The organism is Pelagicoccus enzymogenes, from assembly GCF_014803405.1.
Classification (GTDB): Bacteria; Verrucomicrobiota; Verrucomicrobiia; order Opitutales; family Opitutaceae; genus Pelagicoccus; species Pelagicoccus enzymogenes.
Genome location: NZ_JACYFG010000013.1, coordinates 171100 through 195597 on the forward strand (window position 1 = coordinate 171100; position 24498 = coordinate 195597).

13 protein-coding genes are annotated in these 24498 nt (G+C 51.3%); 6 read left to right on the forward strand and 7 right to left on the reverse strand.

Annotated features, from left to right (window positions below):
* From IEN85_RS09840 to IEN85_RS09850, 3 genes are all read left to right on the forward strand, one after another.
* Positions 1-2718: an Ig-like domain-containing domain gene (locus IEN85_RS09840; protein ID WP_191616917.1), complete on the forward strand. Its 2718-nt coding sequence runs from the start codon at positions 1-3 to the stop codon at positions 2716-2718.
* A gap of 43 nt (positions 2719-2761) precedes the next feature.
* Complete coding sequence (locus tag IEN85_RS09845; protein WP_191616918.1) at positions 2762-4180, forward strand: hypothetical protein; 1419 nt, start codon at positions 2762-2764, stop codon at positions 4178-4180.
* 243 nt (positions 4181-4423) lie between these two features.
* Positions 4424-5494: an FHA domain-containing protein gene (locus IEN85_RS09850; protein ID WP_191616919.1), complete on the forward strand. Its 1071-nt coding sequence runs from the start codon at positions 4424-4426 to the stop codon at positions 5492-5494.
* Between the two features lie 26 nt (positions 5495-5520).
* Here the strand turns inward: IEN85_RS09850 and IEN85_RS09855 are convergent, their stop codons facing one another.
* The 7 genes from IEN85_RS09855 to IEN85_RS09880 all read right to left on the reverse strand — a co-directional run bounded on the left by IEN85_RS09855 (position 5521) and on the right by IEN85_RS09880 (position 22184).
* Positions 5521-15384 carry an SUMF1/EgtB/PvdO family nonheme iron enzyme gene (locus IEN85_RS09855; protein WP_318186604.1) on the reverse strand — a complete coding sequence of 3288 codons (9864 nt, stop codon included), beginning with the start codon at positions 15382-15384 and terminating at the stop codon, positions 5521-5523.
* Complete coding sequence (locus IEN85_RS24405) at positions 15294-16829, reverse strand: trypsin-like serine peptidase (protein WP_224772546.1); 1536 nt, start codon at positions 16827-16829, stop codon at positions 15294-15296. Before IEN85_RS24405 ends, IEN85_RS09855 begins: the two co-directional genes overlap by 91 nt.
* Positions 16826-17989 (reverse strand): hypothetical protein, encoded by a 1164-nt coding sequence (locus IEN85_RS09860; protein WP_191616921.1) that lies wholly within the window; start codon positions 17987-17989, stop codon positions 16826-16828. Before IEN85_RS09860 ends, IEN85_RS24405 begins: the two co-directional genes overlap by 4 nt.
* A gap of 342 nt (positions 17990-18331) precedes the next feature.
* Positions 18332-19387, reverse strand: coding sequence for a hypothetical protein (locus IEN85_RS09865; protein ID WP_191616922.1), 1056 nt, complete (start codon positions 19385-19387; stop codon positions 18332-18334).
* Between the two features lie 80 nt (positions 19388-19467).
* A complete protein-coding gene (locus IEN85_RS09870) occupies positions 19468-20541 on the reverse strand; it encodes a hypothetical protein (RefSeq protein WP_191616923.1) in 1074 nt (357 codons plus the stop codon).
* Between the two features lie 362 nt (positions 20542-20903).
* Positions 20904-21371: a response regulator transcription factor gene (locus IEN85_RS24960; protein WP_191616924.1), complete on the reverse strand. Its 468-nt coding sequence runs from the start codon at positions 21369-21371 to the stop codon at positions 20904-20906.
* Positions 21372-22184 (reverse strand): hypothetical protein, encoded by an 813-nt coding sequence (locus IEN85_RS09880; protein ID WP_191616925.1) that lies wholly within the window; start codon positions 22182-22184, stop codon positions 21372-21374.
* Between the two features lie 155 nt (positions 22185-22339).
* Between IEN85_RS09880 and IEN85_RS09885 the strand changes: the two genes are divergently transcribed.
* The 3 genes from IEN85_RS09885 to IEN85_RS09895 form a co-directional block, all read left to right on the forward strand.
* Positions 22340-22792, forward strand: coding sequence for a hypothetical protein (locus tag IEN85_RS09885; protein ID WP_191616926.1), 453 nt, complete (start codon positions 22340-22342; stop codon positions 22790-22792).
* 40 nt (positions 22793-22832) lie between these two features.
* Positions 22833-23144, forward strand: coding sequence for a hypothetical protein (locus IEN85_RS09890; protein ID WP_191616927.1), 312 nt, complete (start codon positions 22833-22835; stop codon positions 23142-23144).
* Between the two features lie 97 nt (positions 23145-23241).
* Positions 23242-24498: PPC domain-containing protein (locus IEN85_RS09895; RefSeq protein WP_191616928.1), on the forward strand; the 1257-nt coding region annotated here is incomplete at its 3' end.

A 24498-nucleotide genomic window follows, 5' to 3' on the forward strand; every position in this document is an offset into this window, starting at 1 on the left:
ATGTCCGACTCAATTGAAATCCCCAGCCAACGCCCCCTCAAGCGTCCCTATTTCCTGCTGCGAACCTCCGACGGAAGAAACCACTACTTCCGATACGAGATCGTAAGGGCCGTCTTCCACTCCACCGATCCGATTTCACGCTTTCTACCGAGAGCCGAAGTGGTCGGCAAGCCGGACGCCCGCGCTCCGAGCGACCAGCAAGAACCCGCCTTGGTCTACGATTTCTCGGAACTGGATCTCGAGGATCCCGCACCCCTCAAATACATCTCTGACGCGGAGATCGAAGCCTTTACCGCTGCGGTTGACGCTTTTCTCCTGCGCGACGCCAACGCAGCAACCGTTTCGTCCTACGAACGCGAGCTGCGAGAACACTTTCGACTCCCTGATCCAGTAAAAGAGAAAGACGCGTACTGGACTTACGGTCCCAAAAAAGACCGCAAGCTTCTCATCCTTCACGGCGTGGAGTACGAACCGGAAACGTCGGTCACGCTCGACACGGTTATCAGCCACCTCGAACGAAACTGTCGCCTTCCTTGGGGACTCGCGCAGGACCGAGTCATCGAACGCATCCAAGAGACGGGCGAACCGCTGAGCAAATTCGTAGCGCGTCCGACTTCCAATGGCTTCCTTGTAGCGGGAAAACGGATACCGATCGAAGACACGAAACCGGCAAAACGTTTTCCACCTAAGCTAGCCAGCGCTTTCCGAGCGGCAGCGGAGGACTTCTATCGTCGAGCTCACGATGGAAATTGCTCCAGCAACTCCGAGAGAGAATGGCGCAGCCAGTTCAAGCTCCCCGACCCTAAGTATAGCCAAAACGCGTATTTCCTGTGCAAGCAAGACGGACAAACATCTCTGCTGGTGTCCCTCTCGGAAAAGGAGAAGGAAGAGAACTGTATCCATCTTTGCGAGGATCCCAAGATTCCCGCTACCCTTAACGATCAGCCCACAGTCGCCAGCCGCTTGGCGAGCTTGAAGCCCAGCATCTGGATTCCTGTAGGGATTGCCGCAGCGGGCGTGGCCCTCATAGGCGCCCTGGCAACTTTCATAGCGAATCGAGACACCGTTGGACCAACTCTCGACACATCCATCGGAGACAATGGAATTGTCGCCTTGGACGATGACACTCCATCGGGACCTTACACTATCACCTTAAACTTTACCGAAACGATCGACCCGGGGTCGCTCCTGAACGAAGCGGGGGAAAGCAACTTGGAAGTCCGAGAGGATCGAAGCAACGTGCAGTGGGCACTTGCGGAAGTTCCCGAACTCGTCGGCGAAAACCAAAACCAAATTCGCCTTACCCTCGCCCGCTCCATGCAGGAAGGCACCGACTATCTCGTAATTGCAAAGAACCTGTCAGACCTTAAGGGAAATATAACGCAAGAGATCGAAACCGAGTTCGAGTTCGACGATAAGCTGCCACCTGCGATCAATCCCGAGCGCAAACCCACTGCGGAAGGAGCTTCGGCCCGCATGGTACGGATTTTCTTCACCGACAGTCTCGACGAACGTTCGGTGAACGACACGCGCAACTACCATATCGAACCCATTGTACTGGCAGGCAGCGCCGACGGCGAGACCAAGCCGTTGACCATCAGGGACGCGTCCTACAACAAAGAGGACAACTCCATCACGCTCAGCGTCGAGGCGGACCAGAATCCGTTTAAGGAGAGCCGTGAATACAGAGCGACCATATCCGGGATCGAGGATACAGCCGGCAACGAAGTCGATGACGACGCGCCGCTGATAGTTCGGTTCTCTTATGTGGATACCCTCGCCCCAAAGGTGGAGGACGTTGTCGCCAACAGCAGCCAGTATGAGATAAAAATCCGCTTTAACGAAAGCGTACAGCCTGACCTTTCCCGTATCGACGACTACCTGCGTTTCGAGGACCGCAATGGAAACCGAATCGCAATCCGGCGCGCGAACCTCGAATCCGCCAACGAGGTCATTGCCGTTGAGACAGATGCAGCGCTTCGCAATGGAATCACCTACACTGCGTATGTGAAAGACGTGCCCGACCGCGCCATCAATCCTAATTTGCTGGAGAGCGAAACTCGCCTCGACTTCGACTTCGTAGGCCAATCCGATCTCGAAGGTCCAAGCCTCGTAGAAGCCTCCGCTCTTTCCACGAGACTTCTTCTCACATATAGCGAAGCAATCGACCGTCGCATCACAAATAGCGACCAATTCGGTCGTTTCGTCCTAGAGGACGAACACCAAAAGCGATACGAAATTGCCCAAGCCGAAATTCGTGACGACAAGCCCAACGTCCTGCGCCTGCAGACCGTCGAGCTGATGCCTGACGACACCCAGTTTACGATAACAACGCCAGGGGTCACCGACAACACCCGCAACAAAGGCAACGACAAGGACCTGAGCCTCAGCTTCGCTTCGCGAACGATGGCGGGTCCCATCGAGCTGCAGCAAGCGGTGTACGACCCGACAACCTCGAACGTTCTCGTCAAATTCAACCGACGCCCCACGGCAGCAGTACTCGATTCTCCTCATTGGTTCGAGTTCCAACCTGAACTTGAAGTCAAAAGCATCTCCGTTTCGCCAGACAACCCGCGCGAGTTGATGGTCGAAGTGGGTGAGCTTTCGCCCGATGCTCCCTACTACCAACTCAACGTGAGCGCCGAACTCACCGCTCTTGATGAAAGCAAGCCCATCAAGACCCTATCGACTCGCTTTAACGAGCGCAGCGGATACTAATTTTCAAAACCACACCTCTACCACTATCAAACCCGTCAGCACCATGATTCGCAAAGGTCTCCTCCTCCTATTCGCCTCGACTGCGCTTGCCATTGCCAGCGCTCAAACCCCACAAGAATCCGAACCGCGCGTCTCACGCAACGGACTGAAAGAAGAGCAACGAATAATATCCGTTCACCTTCGCGAAGCCCGCAAAGACCTCGACCGCGCCAAGGTTGACCTAAACGGCAACAGAATGCGCACCGCCGAGGTCGTTATCGCTCGCACTGAAGTTTCGATTTCCAAGGCCGGCGGTCTCCTCGAGGAACACCCCGTCCGTATCGAGAAGCTGAAAGGCTTGTTTATCAACGACGCCGTTCGCGAAGAGCTCCGCGAGGTCTTTAATGAGATCGACAACGAATACCTAAACCTCGAACGCGAATTCTACACGATGGTCGACGAGATTGGCGGCGGCGCCTCTCGACGTTCCCGCATGGAATTCTTGAAGCTCATTTCCAGCGCAATCTCCGAACTCGCAGCGACAGACCCAGCCCTTGGCAAGCAGCTAGAAGCCTTGCTAGCCGAATACGAGGCTTGCCTCAAGGCCGGCGACAACGATTGCGCTACTGAAAAGCTAATAGCGCTGCGCGAGCTGTACGAATCCAAGAAATCCGAAATTGCAGCTGCAACAGGTAAACAAGTTTCCACTGACAATATCATCAGTTCTGAGCCGAAGGATTGGCCAGCTCTCATCGATCAGCTTGCTGGCTCTCAACAAGCGGAGGCCCTGGCTCTGATGCAGGCAACCCAGTCGATCACCAACCCCGACAAACGCCACGAAGCAGAAAAATTGTATTCGGATTACCTATACGCTCTCCAGCAAGGAGACTCAGCCAAGGCAGCAGAGCTCAGAGCTCGCATCGAGGAGCTGACAGGCGCTCCCATGCCTACTCCGCAGACGACAAAGGATACGCCTCGCGTTGAAGTGAAAAATGGACGCATGACCTTCATCGACGTGAACGGCCGCCCCATTGTCTCAGCTGATGCCGCAACCATGCGGGACGGCCCAAACAACCTTCCACAAGTCGAGTACGCTGGCGGAATCGGCAAGCGCATCACCAAGGAGTACGACGTAATCATCGACTACAATTCAGCCAATCAAACCTTCACCGCTTCCCAAGGAAACGTGAAGATCTGGTCGCTCGAAGTAACGGAAGACCCATCTCAGAGAATTCTCGACACATCCCTTATCACTACTTTCGAGCTTAAGGATGCAGGTATCGTGGGCGACGACTACGCCGTCGAATCATGGGTCATGACGGACCAATCTGGAAACGTTATCCGCGACGGTTCCGGCTCTAGCTTCCGGGTCGAGTTCACCGAGCCCGGCACCTACCGTATCATCGCGCGGGGCCGTACACTTCGAGGCAAAGACTTCGAGATCGGGCGCGAGTATCCGATCGCAGAAGGAATTCTCGAGTAGTCCAATCTTTAGAGGATCGTCCAGCTGGGCGATCCTCCATTGTTTCCAACCTCATTCCAATCCTCCTTATCCATGTCGGAAGAGTCCACCGAATCGCTGGAGTCCATCATCGCGCGTGCGCTAGGCGTGGCGGAAGACGACCTCAAAACTCGCTCACCCTCCGAGGTCTGCGCTGAATTGGCCAACGTCGCGACTCAGCGAGAAAAGGAATACAACGAAGCTCAAGGCCGCATAAACAAGAGAATGGCCAAGACGCGACTTTCCCATATCCAGCAGGCATGCGAGGCATCAAAAAAGTGGAGCAATCGAGAGAGCTTATCCCAAGTGCTGGATCAGGCTATGGAACTAGCAGATGCCGGGTCCCATTTTCGCGCGATAGATATTCTGAACAGTCATGAGAGCGAATTTAGGGAACTCGAGGAGTCCCCGCTTAAAGTTCGCTACCATCAAGTACAGGAACTGATTCAAGCAACGGTACGCCCGAAAGAAGCTGAAACACAAAAAGAAGTTTTCCAAGAAAAGCCTGATCCGATTCCACAACGCGAACCCGAACCTCCTCAGGTAGTTGATGCCAGCCGCCCCCAAGCTGATTCCGCTCCGCATTCGATCCCTTCATTCAGAGATCCGCCAGAGACGACCAATCGTACAACCGAGCAGACTTCACCGGTGCCGCCCCCTTGCAAACGCTTCACTTACGATTTGGGAGAGAAAGGAAGGCTACACGTCATTGGCCCCGACAAGCCCCTGACCTTCGGCCGCTACAAGAGCCAGCATGGCCCTGACTACGAGCTACTCGCCGCAATCCCCAAAGAAAAAAGCGAAACCTCTCGCCTTATCCGCATGCTATCTGCTCGCCACGGCTCCATCATCCATAGCGCCGGCCAGTGGGGCATCTTGGACAGCTGGCCCAATCAAGATGTGAGCTCCACCAATGGGATCTTTATCGAGAAGGTTAAACTAGAGTCTCCCGCCAGCTTCCGCCGCTTGCACGGCAAACACTTATCTTTCGCAACCGCTGACGAAACGATACCCCTGCCACACTTTCGTATCTATGTCCTGGATGCGAAAACATTCGATGCGCCTGAATCAGTACTTTTGGAACGCCTCGACGCCTTCAAAGATCACATACTGCTTCTCGCCGGAGAGGCCGAGCTACCAAACACCTTCGCCCCCCTTTCCTTCAACCGTACCGCAAAGGGATTCACGATTGGAAATGAGCCTAGCCCAGTCACACCCCAGACCCAAGGCGTTATCAGCTTCGAATCCCTCGAAGTATCACCATTTGAACCCGTCTTCTTCGGCCGGGAGATCTAGATCATCCCCGAGCGAGTAGATTCGATTCAAAGATTTGGAACATCGGGCGTCTCAATGACAACCGTTCGCACCACTCGGAATCCCAAGTCGTCGTATCCATTGTCGGGGATCTCTCCATATCGTACAGCTGCGCGACAATCCACCGCATCATCAACCCAGCTACCGCCTCTCTCGATGCGTACACCTCCGTCATCAGGCCCCACAGGATCAATCACTGGATCGCTCGAAGGATTCCCTGACCTATCCCAACACCATTCAAGTACGTTGCCATGCATATCATACAGCCCCCATTCATTGGGCTGTTTCTTCGCAACCTCACTGGTTCTATCGCCACTGTTACCACCGAACCAACCGACCGCATCCAAATTGGGGTCAACCGGATCCACTCCGGTATTTGCAATGGCACCTGAGTAGAACGCTGTTGTCGTTCCAGCCCGACAGGCGTATTCCCATTCGGCTTCGGTCGGCAAGCGGTAGCCATCGGCGTTCCACTTCGCGAATATGGAGCCTGTACCACTGCGCAGTACTGCTTCCGGTTCAAAGGTATCACTCGTGTAGTAAACCGGCTCGAAACCATTCATTTCACTACGAGCGTTGCACCATTTAACAGCGTCCCACCAACTCACCTCGGTAATCGGATGCGACATGGATGCTCCTTCGAAACTGCCAGCCTTTCCATTTGAAAGATCATCGTAGCCATTTGTAGCAGCCCATGATCTTACAGAAGTCCAAGTTTCAGCAGTCGTCTCGGTAGCCGACATATAGAAAGAATGAGTCAGCGTAACATCATGAAGCGTTTCGCGTGATGCATCACGTCCTGGCTCTTCTGCAGGCGAACCCATCGAGTACGAACCAGCCGGTATAAGAGTGAATTCGTTCATACCGAGAGAAGTATCGCGGCTCAACACGATACGGTAAAAGACGGGCTGCGTCGGCGTCGTTACCGTTAGCAGTAACAATCCAGAATCGGATGTGCTTGCCTCTAAAATTGAAACCGCGTTCCACTCGATAAAATCCACGCTGCTTTCTAGGCTGTAGCTGACCCCGTCTTTAATGGGGCCCACCTCCAGCTTCGTTACTTCGCCAGGCATTACGCTCGTGTGGAGGCGAGAGTCAAAGTCTACCGGATTGAATCGTCCGATATACTCGAACTGGTTTGTGTGCCCATCTCGGTCTATATCTCCCAGTCGGGTCCAACGCACAACGGGCTCCGGACGCTCGACCCCGACATATATATCTAGCCATTCGCTAAAAGCATCGTTCTCTCCGGCTTCCAGATCTATTCCAGAGAAGTTGACAACTTCACTTGCGCCTTCTTCTTGGACCTGTCCCGAGAATGATTTTTCGTTTTCTACAATGGTCATTACAAGCGTCTTGGAGCCTGGAACTGCTGTAGAAATTTCTCCGGACTCGCTAACATTCGCTTCATCAACAAAAACATCGCCGCTTTCATCGGAGGCTACCACCAACACCTCGCCACTTGGCTTGACCAAGATCGTCGCGCTGCTGCTTCCACCCGTGCCAACCTCGAAGACCCCTGCGAAAGCAGCAGCCTCCCCGCTTGGTTCACGTCCCAAGACGAAATCTCCTATACATGGCAAATTGCCGGTTATGTTTCCCTCGTTGGAAAGCGTGAGGTACGTACGTGATCCATTTGGAAGTTTTACCGCAATACGCTTTTCGCCATCTAGGCTAGCTGAGTAAACAACGGCATTGTTTCTGTCGCCCTCACCACACACCACAAATACTCTTCCAGTGCTTCCATCAGCGGACAACCAGAGATCGACTCGGTTTTCCACTGTTGAGAGGCGAATATTGCTGAGCGGGATTAGCTGGCTCGAATAGAAACCTCCCGGACTTGCATTTTGCGTGATGGTAAGCGTTTCGGCCCCTACGCTGACCAAGCCCACTCTTGCCTCACCAGATAGGTTGGCTTCGAGTTCGTAGCGAAGCGTATGATTGCCGCTACCAGCGGCATCCCCGATTATCGAAATCCAATCGCTATCGCTTGCTGCTGACCAAGTTTGATTCGTTAGAATTTCGAGAGTTCCTTCGATCGCGAGGCCGACATGAGTCACCTCACTGCTACCAAGGTAAAGATAAGGAGGTATCTCGTTTACCGTTAAGTTGTAGGTTGCTGAGTAATTCCAACCCACTTTTTCGAACGTATCCCTTTCTGCACTACGGCCTAGTCCAAGCTGTCCGTAGTTATCAGAACCGAACACGAGCGAGCGTCCGTCAAGCCTTCTTGCAAACCCGCTTGGACCTTCTGTTTTGTGGGCAACTATATCATCAGCAACGACTGAATATTTGTTCACCTCACCTTCGGAGTCGGGAACTAGCAACTTCAGCTCACCCGAGTTTGTCAGATAAGAAATGCTGGAGTTGCCCGCGCTAATTGTCGCAACTCGGTTGTCTACCAATACGGGAGTGCTATGGATTTCAGAATCGTAATTACCGAGTTCGCCAAACGAGTTTCTACCCGCTCCGAACAACACTCCGTCCGAGGTTACGAAGAACGTATGCCAATATGTCATAGCAACCTGCTCAACATTCTCCGCGATCCGAACTGGAACTGGCACCATATCTTCAGTCCCTTGCCCTAGCTCGCCGTATTGATTGCGACCGAAGGTCCAAAGCGAACCATCCGTCTTTATATAGGCAGAATTCCAGCGTGAGGCTGCGACCTGGCTCACACCATCCGCTATAAATAAAGGCGTTTGCTGACGCTCTTCGGCCTCGGCCGTAAGCTGACCATATCTGCCATCGCCCAGTCCCCAAAGCGTTCCATCATCCTTGACATAAAGGAGATGGGCTAGACCCGAAGCTACCGAAACCACAGATTCTGCAATCTGGACGGGTGACTGCTCAAAGGTATCTTCGCCAGTCCCCAATTGGCCTTGAGAGCTTCGTCCCGATCCCCACAGAGTACCGTCGGTCTTAACAAAATACAGGTTGCTGTCTGAAGGGTATAGCTCGGCCGCGTCTTCTGCGATCACCACTGGCGACGTTCGGTTAACAGTCGTACCATCACCCAATCGTCCCCGACTATTTAGACCCATCGCCCTCAACCTAGCGTCCGAGTCGATGAAGAAGGATTGGTCCAGGGCTGCAGCGACCGAAATGACATTGTCAGCGATTGGAGATGGAGTGGTAGCCGCTTGCTCTGATCCCATACCCAGCTGACCCGTTTGGTTCCTACCACTGCTCCAAAGCACACCATCACCGTCGATATAAAGTCCGTGCCCGGAACCGAAGCTCGCTTGTTCGAAACCGACCGGAGTCTCGACAGGTTCATAGTAGTAGGGTGGAACTGCATCCCCATGCTGCCCTCCTCTATTGTCTCCACTCACCCAAATGGCGGCGTCCCTATTGACGAAGACCGAGAAATAACCTCCAGCAGTGAACCTATCGACATCCTCCGCGATAAAGATCGGACTATCGACAGTGCCAATCGACTTGAGCCCAAGTTGCCCAACCGAGCTTTCTCCCATCCCCCAAAGGCTATCATCGTCTTTGAGAATCAGAAGGTGGCTTTCTCCAGCTGAGATGTCTTTCACATTTCCGATCTCCGTATTGACTATCGAATCGGAATCCAATCGGTAGAGCACTGAAGACGAGTCGACAAAATAGGCCATTTCTCTCCAGAGGGCCTCCACTGACTTCACCCCAGAAGCTATGAAAACAGGAGATAGTTGATCCGCCTCAACTGAATCTCCGAGGATGCCCGATGTGGATTCACCAGCCCCCCAAAGCTCCCCACTGTTCGTCAAGAAGAGTGTTGCGTTGAGTGCATCAGCTGAGATCGCTTTAAGAGAAAGTGCAAGTTGGGTTGGCGTACTGACCTCATCGTCTTCGCTTCCCACTCCAAGTTCCCCACTCTTGTTTTGGCCCATGGCCCACGCTGTGCCGTCCGTTTTGACGTAAAAGGTTCTGTCAACGCCTGCTTCTGCGAATTGCACCTCATCTGCTATTCGGTAGGCCTGCTGCTCTTCGTCGATTTCCGCACCGCCGGCTGCTGCAGGACTGAAGCTACCGATTCCCCAAAGCACATCATCCTCTGTTATGTAAAGAGCAGCAGAACTACCCGCGGAAACGAATCGAACTCCCTCCGCTAGCAGGGCGTATCGAGCCCTATTTTCACGATCGCCAAATCGACCCGTCCCCCAAAGCGAACCGTCGCTCCGCAATTGCAGCACGTAGTCACGCCCTGAATACAATTCGGTCTGTCGAATACTTCCAGCCCCCTCGCTGACTACAAGTCCGTATTCGCCAGCATCAGCAGATTCCGCTGAGCCTACTGTCAACTTGCTCTCCCCATCACCAGACAACTCTACTCCATCTTTAAACCAGCGGTAGCTTGCGTTAATGTCGTTCAGCACTTCCAGCCCCATCGATGCACCCGCACCTAAGGTGACTGATTGGTCTTCACCCCAATCCAATACCGCAGGCGATGCCGCTTGCGTAACCTCAAGGATTTGCCCTCCAATCGAAACGGTCCCTCTCCTAGATTGAGCCGTGGGGTTCTGCAAAACCGCAATTGTCAGTTCAGCATCCACCCTTTCGTGGCTCTCTTCGCCAATTATGATCCAAGGAACAGAGGAGAAAGCAACCCAAGGTGCGTACGAGCGGAACGAATACAAGAGGTCCGTTTTAGCCTGGTAATCGACTTCAATACCGTTGCTGGGCAACACAACTGGACTCCTCGTCTCGAAAAAAAGAGGTGAGCCGAATGTTCCGGAGTAGAATTGCGTAACCTGAGAAGATACTGTCGTCTTGTTAGCCACACTGCGACGCAGCTCCCCAATTGCGTTAAGGTAGCTGCCTCTCATATTGGAAATCCCGTCCGCAACCTGAACGGGACTAGCCAAATCTCCTTCGGCTCCTGTCTTCAATTCCCCTCTATCGTTCGTGCCCCAGGCATAAAGCTCTCCGTCTCTTAGGTAGAAATAGTTGCTGCCGGATTGTATACGCACCAGCCCATCGACAAACGGAGCCACCATATAAGGAGTCGGAGATTCTTGCTCTGAGCTATCTGTACCCAACAACCCTCTGCGGTTGGATCCAAATGACCAAAGAGCCCCGTCGTTTTTCTGGTAAAATACGGTGCTGCCTAGTGCGTTAACGACCTTGACCTCGTTATCCACTTGATAAACCCGTTCGAACTCTTCCCCATCTGAGAAGTAGCTAGAAATCGACAATGGATTGCTAAGGCCGCCACCTGACGTTTCCCCTAGCTGGCCTTGGGAGTCCTCTCCCATTGCGAAAAGCTTACCGTCTTGGCTTACCCAATAGATCGCATTTGCAGAACCGCTCATCGAGATTGCACTCTCCGCTACCTTCACTGGCACTGTCGGATCCTGCAGTGCTAGCGTTCCGCTCGCTATGCCATGAAGCCAAACCGAACCGTCAGATTTGCGGTAACCAACGCCATTACCTAAAATGGCGACTTCTTCCACGTCCTGAGCAATCCCTGCCCTTTCCAAGGATAGTGGCTGGTCTTCTCCTAGAAAATCAGCCGAGAGCCCTGCGATCGACAACTCTCCTGTCTCCTCTAGAAAGAAGTTCGTTCGGCCTGCCGAAACAACGTCAGCGAGATTTGATATGTCAATGGATGCCGGGTACTTACCCCCTTCAGGTGGTTCAAGTTCAGTAGCGATTGACCCTTGAATACGCCCAGAAGCCCACAACGAGTTGTCGTCTTTCACAAATAAACCAACATACTCGTTAACCGAGGCAAAGATGACATCGTCACTTAAGTAAACCGTTTCGCCTCCATTGACATAGAGCTCGCCTGTACCAGTCGTCCCTGCATTATAGTTTTCGTAAAGAAGAACTGGAGATTGCTGGTTTGGGGTGTAGATCAATTTGTCAGCATAGAACTTCACCGTGCGGAATTCTTCAACATTCTCCGCAAGCAACTGAGCTTCATCAAAAGAGTGTCTACTTTGGCTCTGGTCCAGATCAGCGAATAACTCATTTCGATTCCCGAAGACATACAACCCTCCATCTGCTTTCTTCACGAGCATTTGGAATCCCAGTCCTTCGACTCCAACCACGCCTTCTCCTATTTGAACTGGAGTAAAGTTGTCCTGCCACCCCAGCTCTTGAGGAAAGACTCCACTCCACCCTGCTCCTGACGCCCATAAGGTGCCGTCAACCTTCACAAACGCTCCGTAGTAAGAAGCTAAGTCTGCATCGACAACATCTGAAGCGATAAAAACTGGACTTAAGCGTGGATCCCGGTCCCCTACGCCAAGCTTACCACTTTGATTCCTCTCATCAACACCGTACAGCGAGTTATCATTCTTAATATAGTAATAACCTTGCCATGCTGGATGTACGCTACGCACATCGTTATCAATGTAAGAAAAAACATTCCCGGAAATCGAATAAAGCTCGTCGCTATCAGTGATGAAGTAAAATTGGCGGTCAGATCCACTTGAATAGGAGGTCTCCGTACCTGCGATATTTCGTACACTCGACCTAAGCAAAATCCATTCGTTTTGGACGCTTGAGAACTCTCCTTCAGGGCTGAAACCTTCCGAGCTTATCCCCCAGAGTTCCCCATTGCTTTTCAAGGCAATCGTACTGCCACGAGAATTATAAGCACGCTTTACTCCGTCGAGAACCTTAACAGGCTCTGAAATCGTGGAAGTTCTACCATCACCTGTCAGTTGCCCCCATTCATTGGGACCGTATGCAAATCCGAATTCGCCATACTGTCCTTGAACCACGGAGTAGATTTCTCCATTCACCTCTATCTGACCTATTCGCAACTCGCCCGAGGAGTTAACTTCCACCTCAAAACGAACCCCATCTATTCCGCTGTCCTCGCTCGAGAGCACAGTTAGCCATGGGCTCAGACTCTCAGCCGACCAAGCTTCTAATTCATCCAACACAAAACCACCATCTGTCGCCTCTTCGCTCTCCAAGAAGATAAAGCGCTCCTCTGTGATGTATCCACTTTCTACAACACCACTTTGCAAAATCTCAATGATAGCACCGGAAACAGTAACCTCTGCCTTTCGCGGCCCAAGCTTACCATTCTCTTCGATCGAAATACTCAAGGTGCCATCTCCTGAGCCACTAGGTGTATTCAAAGTGATCCAGTCATAATCTGCTGTAACTTCCCAATCGAAATTGGACTCTACTTCAATTTCCAGCTCCTGCGAGTCAGATCCAACTTCGAAATGATCTACGTCCAATCGCAAATAGTCGTCTCTTTTTGTCAGCGACTTTGACGCGAAAGAAGGAACAAAACAATCCACATAGGCAACCGCTTGAACGAGCATTGTTTCACTGACCTCGAATGGCCCTTCGTACAAGATACCATCTGCTTCTGGAGGGTAGCCATCCACAGTGTAATAGATCACAGCAGAATCGCTTGGATGCGAGATCGTCACGGTTGTTGACACGGGGAACCCCTCTCTCTCCGCTTCGATTACCGGACTCTCGGCTACTCCGTGCCTAAAGCTAACTACGATTGTATCCGTGCTACTATTACCATTTGAGTCCACCACCTCCAACGTGACGGTATTCGATCCAGATTCTTCTTCGAGTTCGTATTCAGCGGGTCCGATTAACATCGCGGCGATCGCAGTCTCTCCGTCAACCGACTTAATCTCTCCGGCCTCAGACCACAACCAGGTCCAGCTTACAATATCATCATCTGGATCAACGGATGCCGAGCCATCCAAGTCGACCGAGACGTAGCAATCACCATCGGAATCTGTCGCAACGGTATCTGCTCCCGCATTGGCAACCGGATTTCGAGGTACTGTACCATTTAAACTGAATACGCCTTCGAGTGACCTATCACTCGACAGGAGGAAACTGAACGAATTCTCGCTACTCACAAATTGGTCATTCTCGTACCAACTCTCGAATTCATATCCCTCGCTTGCGCTAGCATTTACCATGACGGCGGTTCCGGGGGCATAGATGCCATCACCGTAAACCCTCCCGCCTGTCTCCGAGCTCGATGAAAGGTTTAGAAAATAAGGCTCGGTGTAGACTGCCTCAATTGAACGAGTTGTTCGGTTTCCAGAGCCATCTTCTGCTTCGACCACAATCTGATTCGAGCCGACGTCCAATTCAATCCCTTCAATTTTCAAGATCCCTTGAGAACCAGAGATTTCGGTAAACGATCCGCCGTCAACAGAGTATCGAATAGTTATCGGAGCCGCATCCGAATAGGTAGCAAGAATATCGAGTGTAGAAACAAGAGTTTCAAACGGTGAGCTTTCTGGTGAGACGATTTCCAAATTGGGAGCGACCGTATCAACTCCAGTCCCGCTGAAATTCAATTCCACGTCAGCATTCAAGCTGTCGTTTGTTCCGAATGTCAGCGTATGCGAATCGGAACCAACGCCATTCGGCGTATAGGTCATTCTCAAACGCACATAGTCTCCCACCGCCACCGAGACCTGCCCATTGCTCAGAACCTCTCCTCCAAACGATTCGATCGAATACCCAATTTCACTGGGTGAAGAAAATCCAGACAGCAACATCAGGCTGCTGCCTATGTTCTTGAGTCTAAAAATCTTCTCTGAGCTCGAATCCCCCAACTCGATTTCGCCAAATTCGTGTTCGCCTGAAGACACCGCTCCATCGTCGTTCAACAATGAAAAAACAGCTACGTTTTCTACAGTGAGGAGCACCGAATTGCTCGCCAATCCATTTGCAAGAACCTCCAGTCGCCCCGTCGCAGCATCTGAAGGTACAACGAACGTAATCGTCGAAGAGCTCCAGCTTAGGGTTTCTAGCTCAACTCCATCCAACGATAGTTTACCCGCACTCGAGAAATCGTTTCCATCAACTGTAACCACTGTTCCTGTTGAGACAACTAACGGTGTAACGCTTGTAATCAAAGGCGGATCTTCAAGCACTCGGATCCGAAAGCTCTCAAGCACCCGCTTGCCATTCATATCTAGAAAAACATTCGCGGTACGTGTTCCCGCTGTTTCATTGTTCGGTATATCGAAATCTATTTCTATTCGACGGTTGCTGTTGCTACGCCTACTACCACCTTCCCAATCTTCAACTTCGTCGTTTCCAAAAATCTCTATCGAGGACGAATCAAAATACTCTCTAACAGGCCTCGCCTCAATGACAAGAGTTCCGGTTTCCCCCTTTGGAATTATCAGCTCGTTGCCACCCACAAAGCGGATCAATCCATACTCATACTTCGCGAAACCAACCTCAGCTTCAACGGTGTTCGAGGCGACTATCCACAGAGAATTAATGTAAATGCATTCACTATAACTACAATCATACTCGCCCGCTTTCCCTGAGAGTTGCCTCCCATCTGACCCTCGCCTCAGGCCAACACCAGAAGAATCCAAATCATAGATACTAAATGTTTTTCCGTTAAAATTATACGTATAGGTACTTGGATCATCGCTTCTAAACACGACATCCCAGTTCTCGTCTGGAAAAACGCGCGAGCTTTCTAAATCATCATCCGATGTGACTAACACAGTGGCAGAAGCAGAATTATTCGAATCATCCTCATCCTTGCTGGGCAACAACTGCATCTCCACCGTATACACCCCCTCCGATTCCGGAGCAGGAAAATTGCTCACCTGGCTACTAAAAAACCTCGTTTGCCCAGCATCAACTCCACCAGCGAGAGCACCACTCCTCGACCACACAGTCGAACCGGATGAATTCTTAAGTACGAGATTGTAGGAAATGTCGCCGTAATCCTTTCCAATATCCGATCCATTAAAAACATCAGCCTTACTTACTTTGATTGTCCCGCCAGGAGCAACGTAGCTAGAGGCATTAAAACCCTTCATCTGAAGATCCCAACCTTCGACATTTTGTGGAGCATCCCTAACCTGCAGCGTTGCGATTTCTGATTTAACCTTGAGCTCTCCGAGCATTGCCTCGTAGTAGTATTCCCAATCCACGGGTGCAGCAAAAGACAAAGACCTTGAGTAGGTAGCCCATTTGTCGAAGCTATCTGCTGAAGTTTGCGTGAACATTGGATGGGCTGTATAAACGCCCCCTCCCTCTTTCGTCTTACATACAAAACGACAGAATCCGGTCCTTCCCACGAATAAGAACCATAGTCACATGAAAACTCAACCGAATCACCAGTTATCGACACAACTGGGAAGGACATATCCTTAAAGAATATTTTATTGGATATACTTATTTTTTCAGCCCAACCAGACGATGTTAGGTGTTGACAGCCCGGGCCAATATCATATGTCTCATTAGAACCAGATGTTTCTATTGAGGTCTTAAACTTAATTACTAGATTTTCTCTATCCCTGAGGATATCTGCAATCGGGGCCCAGCTGGTTCTTGAAAACCCATCAAAATCCCAAAATAGTCTAATTTTATCCTCCGTGTAGGCAATAGCTTCAATTTCCGACTCATCATCAATTGATACCTCTAAACCATCAACTGAGCTAGCGAGGTCTGTTTTTTGAAGAGAGACATCCATAATCACAAATTCGGAGTTCGAAACGTACTCATCAATCTCCATCGTCAGCAATGCTCCACCCTCAATGTTGGCATAGTGTAAAGAGGCCAATGCTTTCAAATCCTCCACTTCGTCGTTAATTAATTTGAAAACGCTTCCATCTCCAGGACCTCCTCCCACAAGGATAGCACCCGCATACCAGCCCTCAACGTTCTCTACAAGCAAAGGACCTCCGCTATTACCCTGAGCCGAGTGCAATTCAGGTGCATAATATAGGTCAAAATCGTGATCATCAGAGGGAACCCCATCTTCAATATCGGCTACATCAATAACCATCGACTGCGGTGATGTCCCAAAAGGAATCCCCTGTTCAAGTGAACTGTAATTCGGATTAGAAAACCTGTGGGGTTCCGGATACCCAATCAGTACTTTCTCTATATTATTCAAACTCAAATCTTCAACAACATCCTCGCTTTTAGTTTTAAGCAATGATGAGTGACCGTGATCAAAAAGCACTACAGCAGCCGCATCCAAATTAAACTGATCTGGACTTGCAGTTGAATTGCTTGGATGATTAGCAGTGTACGAACTCCAGCCAAGGCATAATATAACAGCCTTCTCTTCCCTATGGGCGTCATTTCGCTGAGGAGAATATGAAACAGCAGACCATGAACTAGTAGATTTGTTGAAAACGACATGGCCAGCCGTCAAACACACACCTTTTTCAACCGGAAAAGCCGATCCAATACCTCCAGAGCCTTCCAAGGTTCCTATATAACCATAAGGCTCATCATCGAACGAAACACCCAGAACATCGTATGGCTCAACCGTAACATCTGCACCTGCAAACTCCACCAAAGCGAGGGACAATATTATAAGATTATAGAGTACCTTCATTTAATCGCCTTTTGTATTCGGTCAAAAGCTGCTTGTATTTGTTCCTTATTCACGTCGGAAGATGCCTTTGCCTTCCACCCATTAAGCAATCTAGAAGAGGACAGCAGCCGCGAGTTGTAGTTAGAAGCTATCTGCCCTCTGCTGAAGCTAGTATCGTAGAGACTGTAATTCGCAATCTGTGTGAGAACAGGAAAAACAGAAAAGAAGCCCTCGAGTTCATCGTTGCCCGCAGATAGGTGCCATTCATCCAAAAACTCCCTCTGACTTGGAATCGATGGATTACTTTGAGCCACGAACTGCCCTCGAACACGGGCATCAATAGTCGCCCTCCTCATACTTGGAAGCACAGCTTCAATAGACTCCGGATTCAAAGTTACAGTCTTATTTAAAGAAATATACGCTGCATGGCCGATTGGCCCCTCGGATTTAAACAAGCCACACATTGTATCTATAAGCACTTCGCGACTCAGAAACGGCACAATATCAAAACTCTCAAGATACCCCCCACTCAATTCTTGTTGCCAATCCGAATTGCCCAACAACTCGAGAGCTCTCCCCTCGAGATAGTCTGCATCCACGTCGCTCAATTTCCCGTTAGTGTCCTCACGACCCAGACAAGTGCTCCTCAACGCTATCGCCCACTCATCTGCCACGTCTGAAAAGTCAAATATGGTTTCAGCATAACCTGTTGCCGTCGCGAGATCCACCTCCTCTAGCGTATCCAACATCCAAACACGCAAGGATGGAGCTGACTTCAGCAATCCGCCCTTACCCACCTTGAAAGGCAATCTAAAACTCTGGTCCTGACCAGAGTCTAAGTACTCAAGAATTAGCGCAATTGCCTCACCCGAAGGCAAACCGAGCAAATCTTCACGCAGTCTTTGCTGAGCCTCAAATTGCTCAGCAGGTGTCAGACCCGCTGAAATCGCAATTTCAGGATCGGCTACACCATCCTGCTCATCGTTCGATGCACCCAATACAGTCTCCCTGTCTTCATCATGCTGCCCATTCTCAACTACCATAGAAGAAGGTTGTCCCTCTCCACCAACGGTATTCGGCACTTCACCATCTCGCAAAATGGCAATCAAACCCCACCCGAGCAAAACGGCAACCAGACCGACAACAGTCCAGATCTTCCTGCTTTTCACGGCCTTACTCATCTATATCTAGATTGAAGCCCCGTAGGAACGATTTGAAGAGTCCCCGAGTTTTCTTCTCTGCTCTTAAAACCACCTTCTTCCACGAACTCGCATCTCTTTCTCCTAAACCAAAGGCGTGGCTGGAGCCTAATGCGAAGAAAGAAGGAATCGGTCCGTTGTTGTGCGTAGCCGCAAGAACGTGACTAGAGGTTGGAGAGAAAAGCATGAGGAGTAGGATTCGAGGAGAATACGTGCAAAGCGCACGAACAACAAAACCGCTATTCACAATCCTTTTACAGATCAACCCTCTTACGTAATCTTACGTCTTTTGCTCCAAAATGGAGCACGGATGACGGCAATTACTTAGCTCAACTTGAGCATTGCCTTAGCTTTACTTATAATTCGCCGAGCAGAAGCAGGTCTGAGGGCCGCGAGATTTGCTCTAACTAGGATTTCCTTCTCATCATTGATTCCATCGAGCAGGGCTTGGCATATTGAATAAATGGAAGAGCCATCCCTCTCGAGCTGTAGGCATGCTTCGCGGATCTTCTGAAGGCGCAATATCGCTTTGTTGTCCTCGTGGCACTGAAGCTGATATCCGCCCTTTCCGGTTGCCTGCAGCACAAGGTTGAGTTTGCGGCCGCGACTCATCCGGTGCCAGGAGAGGAGATCTCGACTCAACAAAGGCATCATGCCCTCGCTTCTCCGTCCTCGCAGATCCTTTATTTCTTCGATCAAGCTTTCCGGCAGGATTCCCTCGTCGTAGCCGTCGCTTCCATAAAACAGCAATAGGACGGATCGCAGGTACCCCCAGAGAGCCTGTTGCGGCTTTAACGTTGGGCTTAGCATGACTTGATGGTCTTCGCCACGAGGCGTCACCACTGGTAGCCGGTCGCCGTTGTGGGTGATGCGAACGATCATTCCTTCAAATGCTTTGCAGAAACGATCAAATCGGCGGAGCGTCTTCGCGTCAAAATCGACATCTTCCGAAGCTATCCCTACGATCACCGTATCGCCGTTATCTAGCCGCGGATAGAAGTACCATGCCGCGTATTCCATTTTAAAGTGGCGATACACCTCTTGGTAAAGAGCTGAACTACGGTAGAGCGGCTGAGGCATCACTTTCACGCAGCCGAGCCCTCCATCCATAAAGTAAGACTGCACGTCTTCCATTCCTACGATATCAGCGAGCCGAGGTGAAAGGTTCTCGATCAGCTTCTGCCTTTCAGGCGTGAGCGGCCAAACAACCCCGCCCAGCATCCGACCGTAGCCGTCGCAAAGATTGATCGCCGAAAAAGTCGCACCCGTCAGCTCGTTTAGCCCCTTGAGCAACTCCAGATGGCGACTGAACGGATCGACGAGCACCTCCACTCGGTTTCGCACCGTATCCAAATAGCGGGAAACGTTTGTGATCACCATGTTTTTTTTGATTCGTGATGTTTGGCTTCCAGTCTGCTGTATCATCGTTACCTTGCTCCCTTTTCGAATCATTCAAACGATTAACCCAGCGAAGTGACGTGGCCCTGCTCTACCTGCCGAAGAACCAAGCGGGCCCTGCTGACTATGCGTTTGGCACTGCTCTCCTTTAGCCCGCCAAGAGAGGCTTTTTGCACGATGCTCTCGTGGGACTTTGCTCCATCTAGCATTGCTACGCAGGTCCGATAGACCGCGTAAGAATCCCGCTGCAAGGCCTTGCAAGCATCGCTCACCCGCTGTAACAGCGCTGCGGCCTCGTCGTCCTCGGCACAGGTTAAAAGGTAGTCTTGGCCGTTCGGCGTTTCCTCGAAGAACAGGTTTAACTTACGCCCGCGATAGGCTCGGGAAACCGAGCACCTCCGAACGCCCCTAACTGGGATAAGCCCACCCTCTTGCGCGCGAAAAACGCCTCGAATATGATTCGTCAGCTCTGGCGGAAGCATCCCCTTCCCCAGCCACGAAGCCGTATCCCCAAAAAACGAAGCGAACAAGCCGGTGACGTAGTCATTCAGCTCGCAAGCAGACAAGTCCACGCCAACCCGCACCCGCCAGTCGCCCGGTTTAGCGAACGAAAGTATCGGTCCGATGGCTTGAAGCTCGCCACAAATCAGTCCCTCAAACCGCAAGCAAAGACGCTCCAGCGAACGAATCTGTTCCTTGGAGAATGGCTGCGATGAAGAAGAGATTCCCACACCGACTATGTAGTCGCCATTTCCTGGATACACGAACGTACCCAGATGATGCATAGCCATTGGCTGGTAGACCTCGCGGTAGATGAGCGAGGCGTGCAAAACCTCCGAATCGATCGCGACCGCCTTCTTTGGCTTGCCAAACCGCAAGGCTTCACTGACCGGGCTGGCTTTCAGCAAAGCGCCGAGCACAGGATTCAATACCTGCATCAGACGCATCCGCTCCTCCGTAACGGGCCAAGCGATACCTCCCACCACTCGCAGGTCTCTGTCCAAGAGATTGAATGCCGAAAAATCCGAGCCGCACAGCCGCATCATTTGCTGTAGCAGGAAAATCTGCCTCTCCTGAACGCCAACGATCCCTTCGAGCTCCCGCTCTATCTTGCCTAACTGCCTCGAAAGCGACATCTAGGGTATTCTTCTATATCTACTAAGGCATGTAAAGGATTTCATAGGTACAATACCTAGAATTGAATCGTTTCAAGCATAAGATAAGAAACCCTAATCCATAACCAAGACAACGCGCATACACTTAGGCCGAACCACTTCTAGAAAACCTAGTGACATGGAAGTGCCTTTTGTTTGCACAATCACGTCCTCCAGAGATTTGACAGCGACTGAAGGCCCAGAGAACGAGAATAAATACCCATGAACTGAGCTTCGGGGCGTGTACCCGGTTGCGATTCAACGAACACTCTCCCGAACACGAGCTCTTCGGAAAATTGCGCCTTAACCGTTCTCTCAATAAGCTAGCGACACTTCGCTCGCTCCTATTCGTCTCGGAACAATAGACTCGCAAAGGTTTGAACCCCTAACCGACGATAGATAGCTAGAACGTGAGTCTCCACAGTGCGCGGAGATAGACCCAGCTCTGCCGCAATCTCTTTCTTTTCGTATCCACTTTCCAATAACGCTAAGATTTCAGACTGTCGCTTGGTCAAGTCAGGCCTGCACCCGCTCGCTTCCCGCTTTGTATTGGCCCAAACCATAATCTCTTCCGTCCGCAGAAGCCACGCCCAATCCGGAACCCTTCCCGCCATCTCCTCCATTTGTATTTCGTTGAGTAGACGTTCTGATGCGCTTCCATCCGTCTGCAAAAATGCCCGGAACTCACCCGTACTGTTAGGATTACGAAAACACGCATTCCACCCCAAAGCCGTCAAAATTCCGACGACACCCTCGAACTTTCGCTGATGGTTTTGGGGCGACGCTCCTCGCATACTCTCAACCTTTTGCATTTATTGCGTTTCGACACTTCGCCTGAGGAATCGCAGCGACGAGAGAAACTCCTTGTTTGTGCTGGCTCCCGTTTTTTCACGAATCACGCACAACCGCCTTCGGGCTGTATCTGAACGTATCCGCATATTCGAGGACGAGCCTTCTATCGAGCCACAGTCGAGTAGAGACGCGATCAACTCCAATTCAGAAACCGTCAACGAACTGAAGCGACACAGCCCAGTTGCGCTTTCAATATGGTCGGCAATGCAGTTGAACGCTTCTCGGTAAGCGCGCTCCGCATGAAGCCTTTCTGCTGTCTCGGCGAAAGCATCACACGCCAACCGCTGCAGCTGCATCTCACGTCTGCTGAAGTCAGACAGCCGTCGATTCAGCGTAATTGCAATGGAACGATCAGATAGAACCAATGGCGTGTAGGCAATTTGATATGCGGCATCGAGGTGCCGATACACCTCCCAATATAGCGGATTGCTCTTAAAGCGAACAATCGGTTCTAGATCCGACAGTCGAATGCTATCTGTGATCGTGTGCCAGAGGCGGTTCACCGAAATTATTGGATGATAGGACACCGTCTTCTCCAGCGCCTCGAATTTTCCGAACAATGGATCTTGGTATTCTTCGTTCGCCTCAGCTCGCAGCAATTTTCCGAATCGTGGACTCCACTCGTTCCAACAAACGCAGTCGCACGGGATCGCCTTCGAGATCATAGACACTGTTGTGTCTATCAACTCGTCCCAGGATCGAACGCTGAGAAACGCGCTGCGAAGGCTGTCGACGGCTTGCAGGTCGGACGAATGTAAATCCGGCAGCTTCATTAGCAACTTCAAGAGGAGGAACAAGCCGATGATGCCTTGTCCGGCAACAAGTCACAAGACCTTTCAACCCTAAGTAATTCGTGGGCTACCGTATTTTTCCCGAAAAGCATACACTTAGGACTCTTCTCTATTAAAAATACTAAACCGACCAAAACATGAAAGCAACGATCCTTATCGCAATCTTTGTGGCACTTGCAACCGCCTGCTTCGCCCAGACTCCTACATACATATCTGTCCACTTCGCCGTCCAAGATACAGAGTGGGGTAATGGCAGGACCCACCTCGGCTTTAGCTGGTCGACGGGAGCTGTCAGCGATAAAACTACGATACAAAGAAACTCTAAGGAAATCTGCAGTAACAGCTATCCTCAAGCCAGCAGGATCGATCATGTCGACAATCTAGATTGGGGATCCTACAAGGGCGATTATCTCATCGTTATTTCCGCGGACGTGCCAAACGGCTACAACACATCTCAATACTTCGGCATCGGTTTTGGCGCAGATATCACTTCCGCACTCGCAGATGCGAAGAAGAATCTGGGCATAAACTGCTGGTCTTGGTCCGAGCGGAAACACGGCTTCAACACAGTCAAGTCGACCCGAATGTAATCAACAAATCAACGCAACATTCAACCAACACGGATCTACAATGCCAACTACAAATGTCACACTCGCATTCGACTCTCCCTCCGCCAATGCAAACGCACTACGCGTATCCAGAGAGATTATACAAGCAGCAACCAGTCCAGGTGAGGACAACATCGTCAAATTCTTTCTTGGACCGAATCCCTTCAATCTCAAAGACGGAGCGATGTTTCTGACGGAAGTTGCTGGCGCGTTCAACGGCATGGCAGAACAAGCTCAACTGAGAGCAGACGGGAGCGGCAATTGGGAGCTTCGAGCAACCTCAGGCGGATCGGATATTCGCGTAAAATGCCGCGCCATTGTTTTTCCAAGATAACCCTATCGACGGTGGCTACACTCGGATCTCGAAGGTCAAGCTGCAGCCTCTCAAGAGAGGTTGCAGCATTGGAAAACCTCAAAAAACAAGATCCGGCTTGAGCAATCTCCTCCTTTCCGCAGAGTTCGGCTCCATGGAATCCCGCTCTTTCTTGAGGCACGTACCAACGTGTCTGCTCAACTGCCTTGTTCTGGCGGCACCTCTCTTCGCCTTGTTACCACAAGCCCTAAGTCAATCCGGGCTCTCCAATGGCCTTATCGAGTACGACGGCAAGATAGACTGGGGCGACGTCGACGAATGGATTTTTAACGCAGAGGCAGGCGACTTCATAAGCCTCCGTATGGCCGTGGACGAATACAAAGACGAAGCCCCTACTCCCTACATAATCTTGGACTTCAATGGAGAGGTCCTCTGGAGCGAGTCGGGAAACTTCCGATTCGACATGAACAAAACGCTCATCGCCCCGTACACTGGAAAATATCATGTGCAAATCGGCGACGTAAACGGTGTGCCTCTTTTGGGGAGAATCGAATACATACTATCACTCGCACAGTCAGGGGCCCCCTTTACGACTCGAGAAGGCGATCAAGGCGGACCACTCACAAACGGAGCGAGGCACAGCGGCCAATTGATTAGAGGGGATTCCGACATGTGGAGTTTCGAGGCCGAGACAGGACAAAACATAGACATATCAGTAGTCGAAACCGAGGCCTTCGGAAACCTATCCATCGGACTTCGCGTATTCGACGAAACCGGGGCATCCGTCGCATCTGACTTCGATAGCACAAATTCGAAAGTCTATTTCACTGCAGAGTCCACAGGAACTTACACCGTCATCGTGCAAAACGATAGCTCCGACGACGACGCAAATGGCTCCTACCACCTCTACTACTCTCGCTTTCCTGATGAGATAACCGTTTCCGAAGGCGACGAGGGAGGCCCCCTGCAGAACGGGGCGAGAACCTCCGGCGCCATCGACACCGGCGACGTAGACCTGTGGACCTTCGAGGCGCAGGTCGGAGACCCCATCGACATAAGCTTCGCCAGAACGGGCGGAAGCATTTCACCGCTGCTGAACGTATTCGCCCCCGACGGCACTTTCGTCACGGGGGACTCGGACAGCGACAACGCCAAGGTCTTCCTCTACGCCGAGCAAGCAGGAACCTACGTGGTAGCCGTCGAGAACGGAGACAACGTGTTCCCGGAGCTCTCGGGAACCTACGACCTCTACTACTCCAACATGCTGGAGGAGTTCGCCATTTCCGAAGGCGACGAGGGAGGCCCCCTGCAGAACGGGGCGAGAACCTCCGGCGCCATCGACACCGGCGACGTAGACCTGTGGACCTTCGAGGCG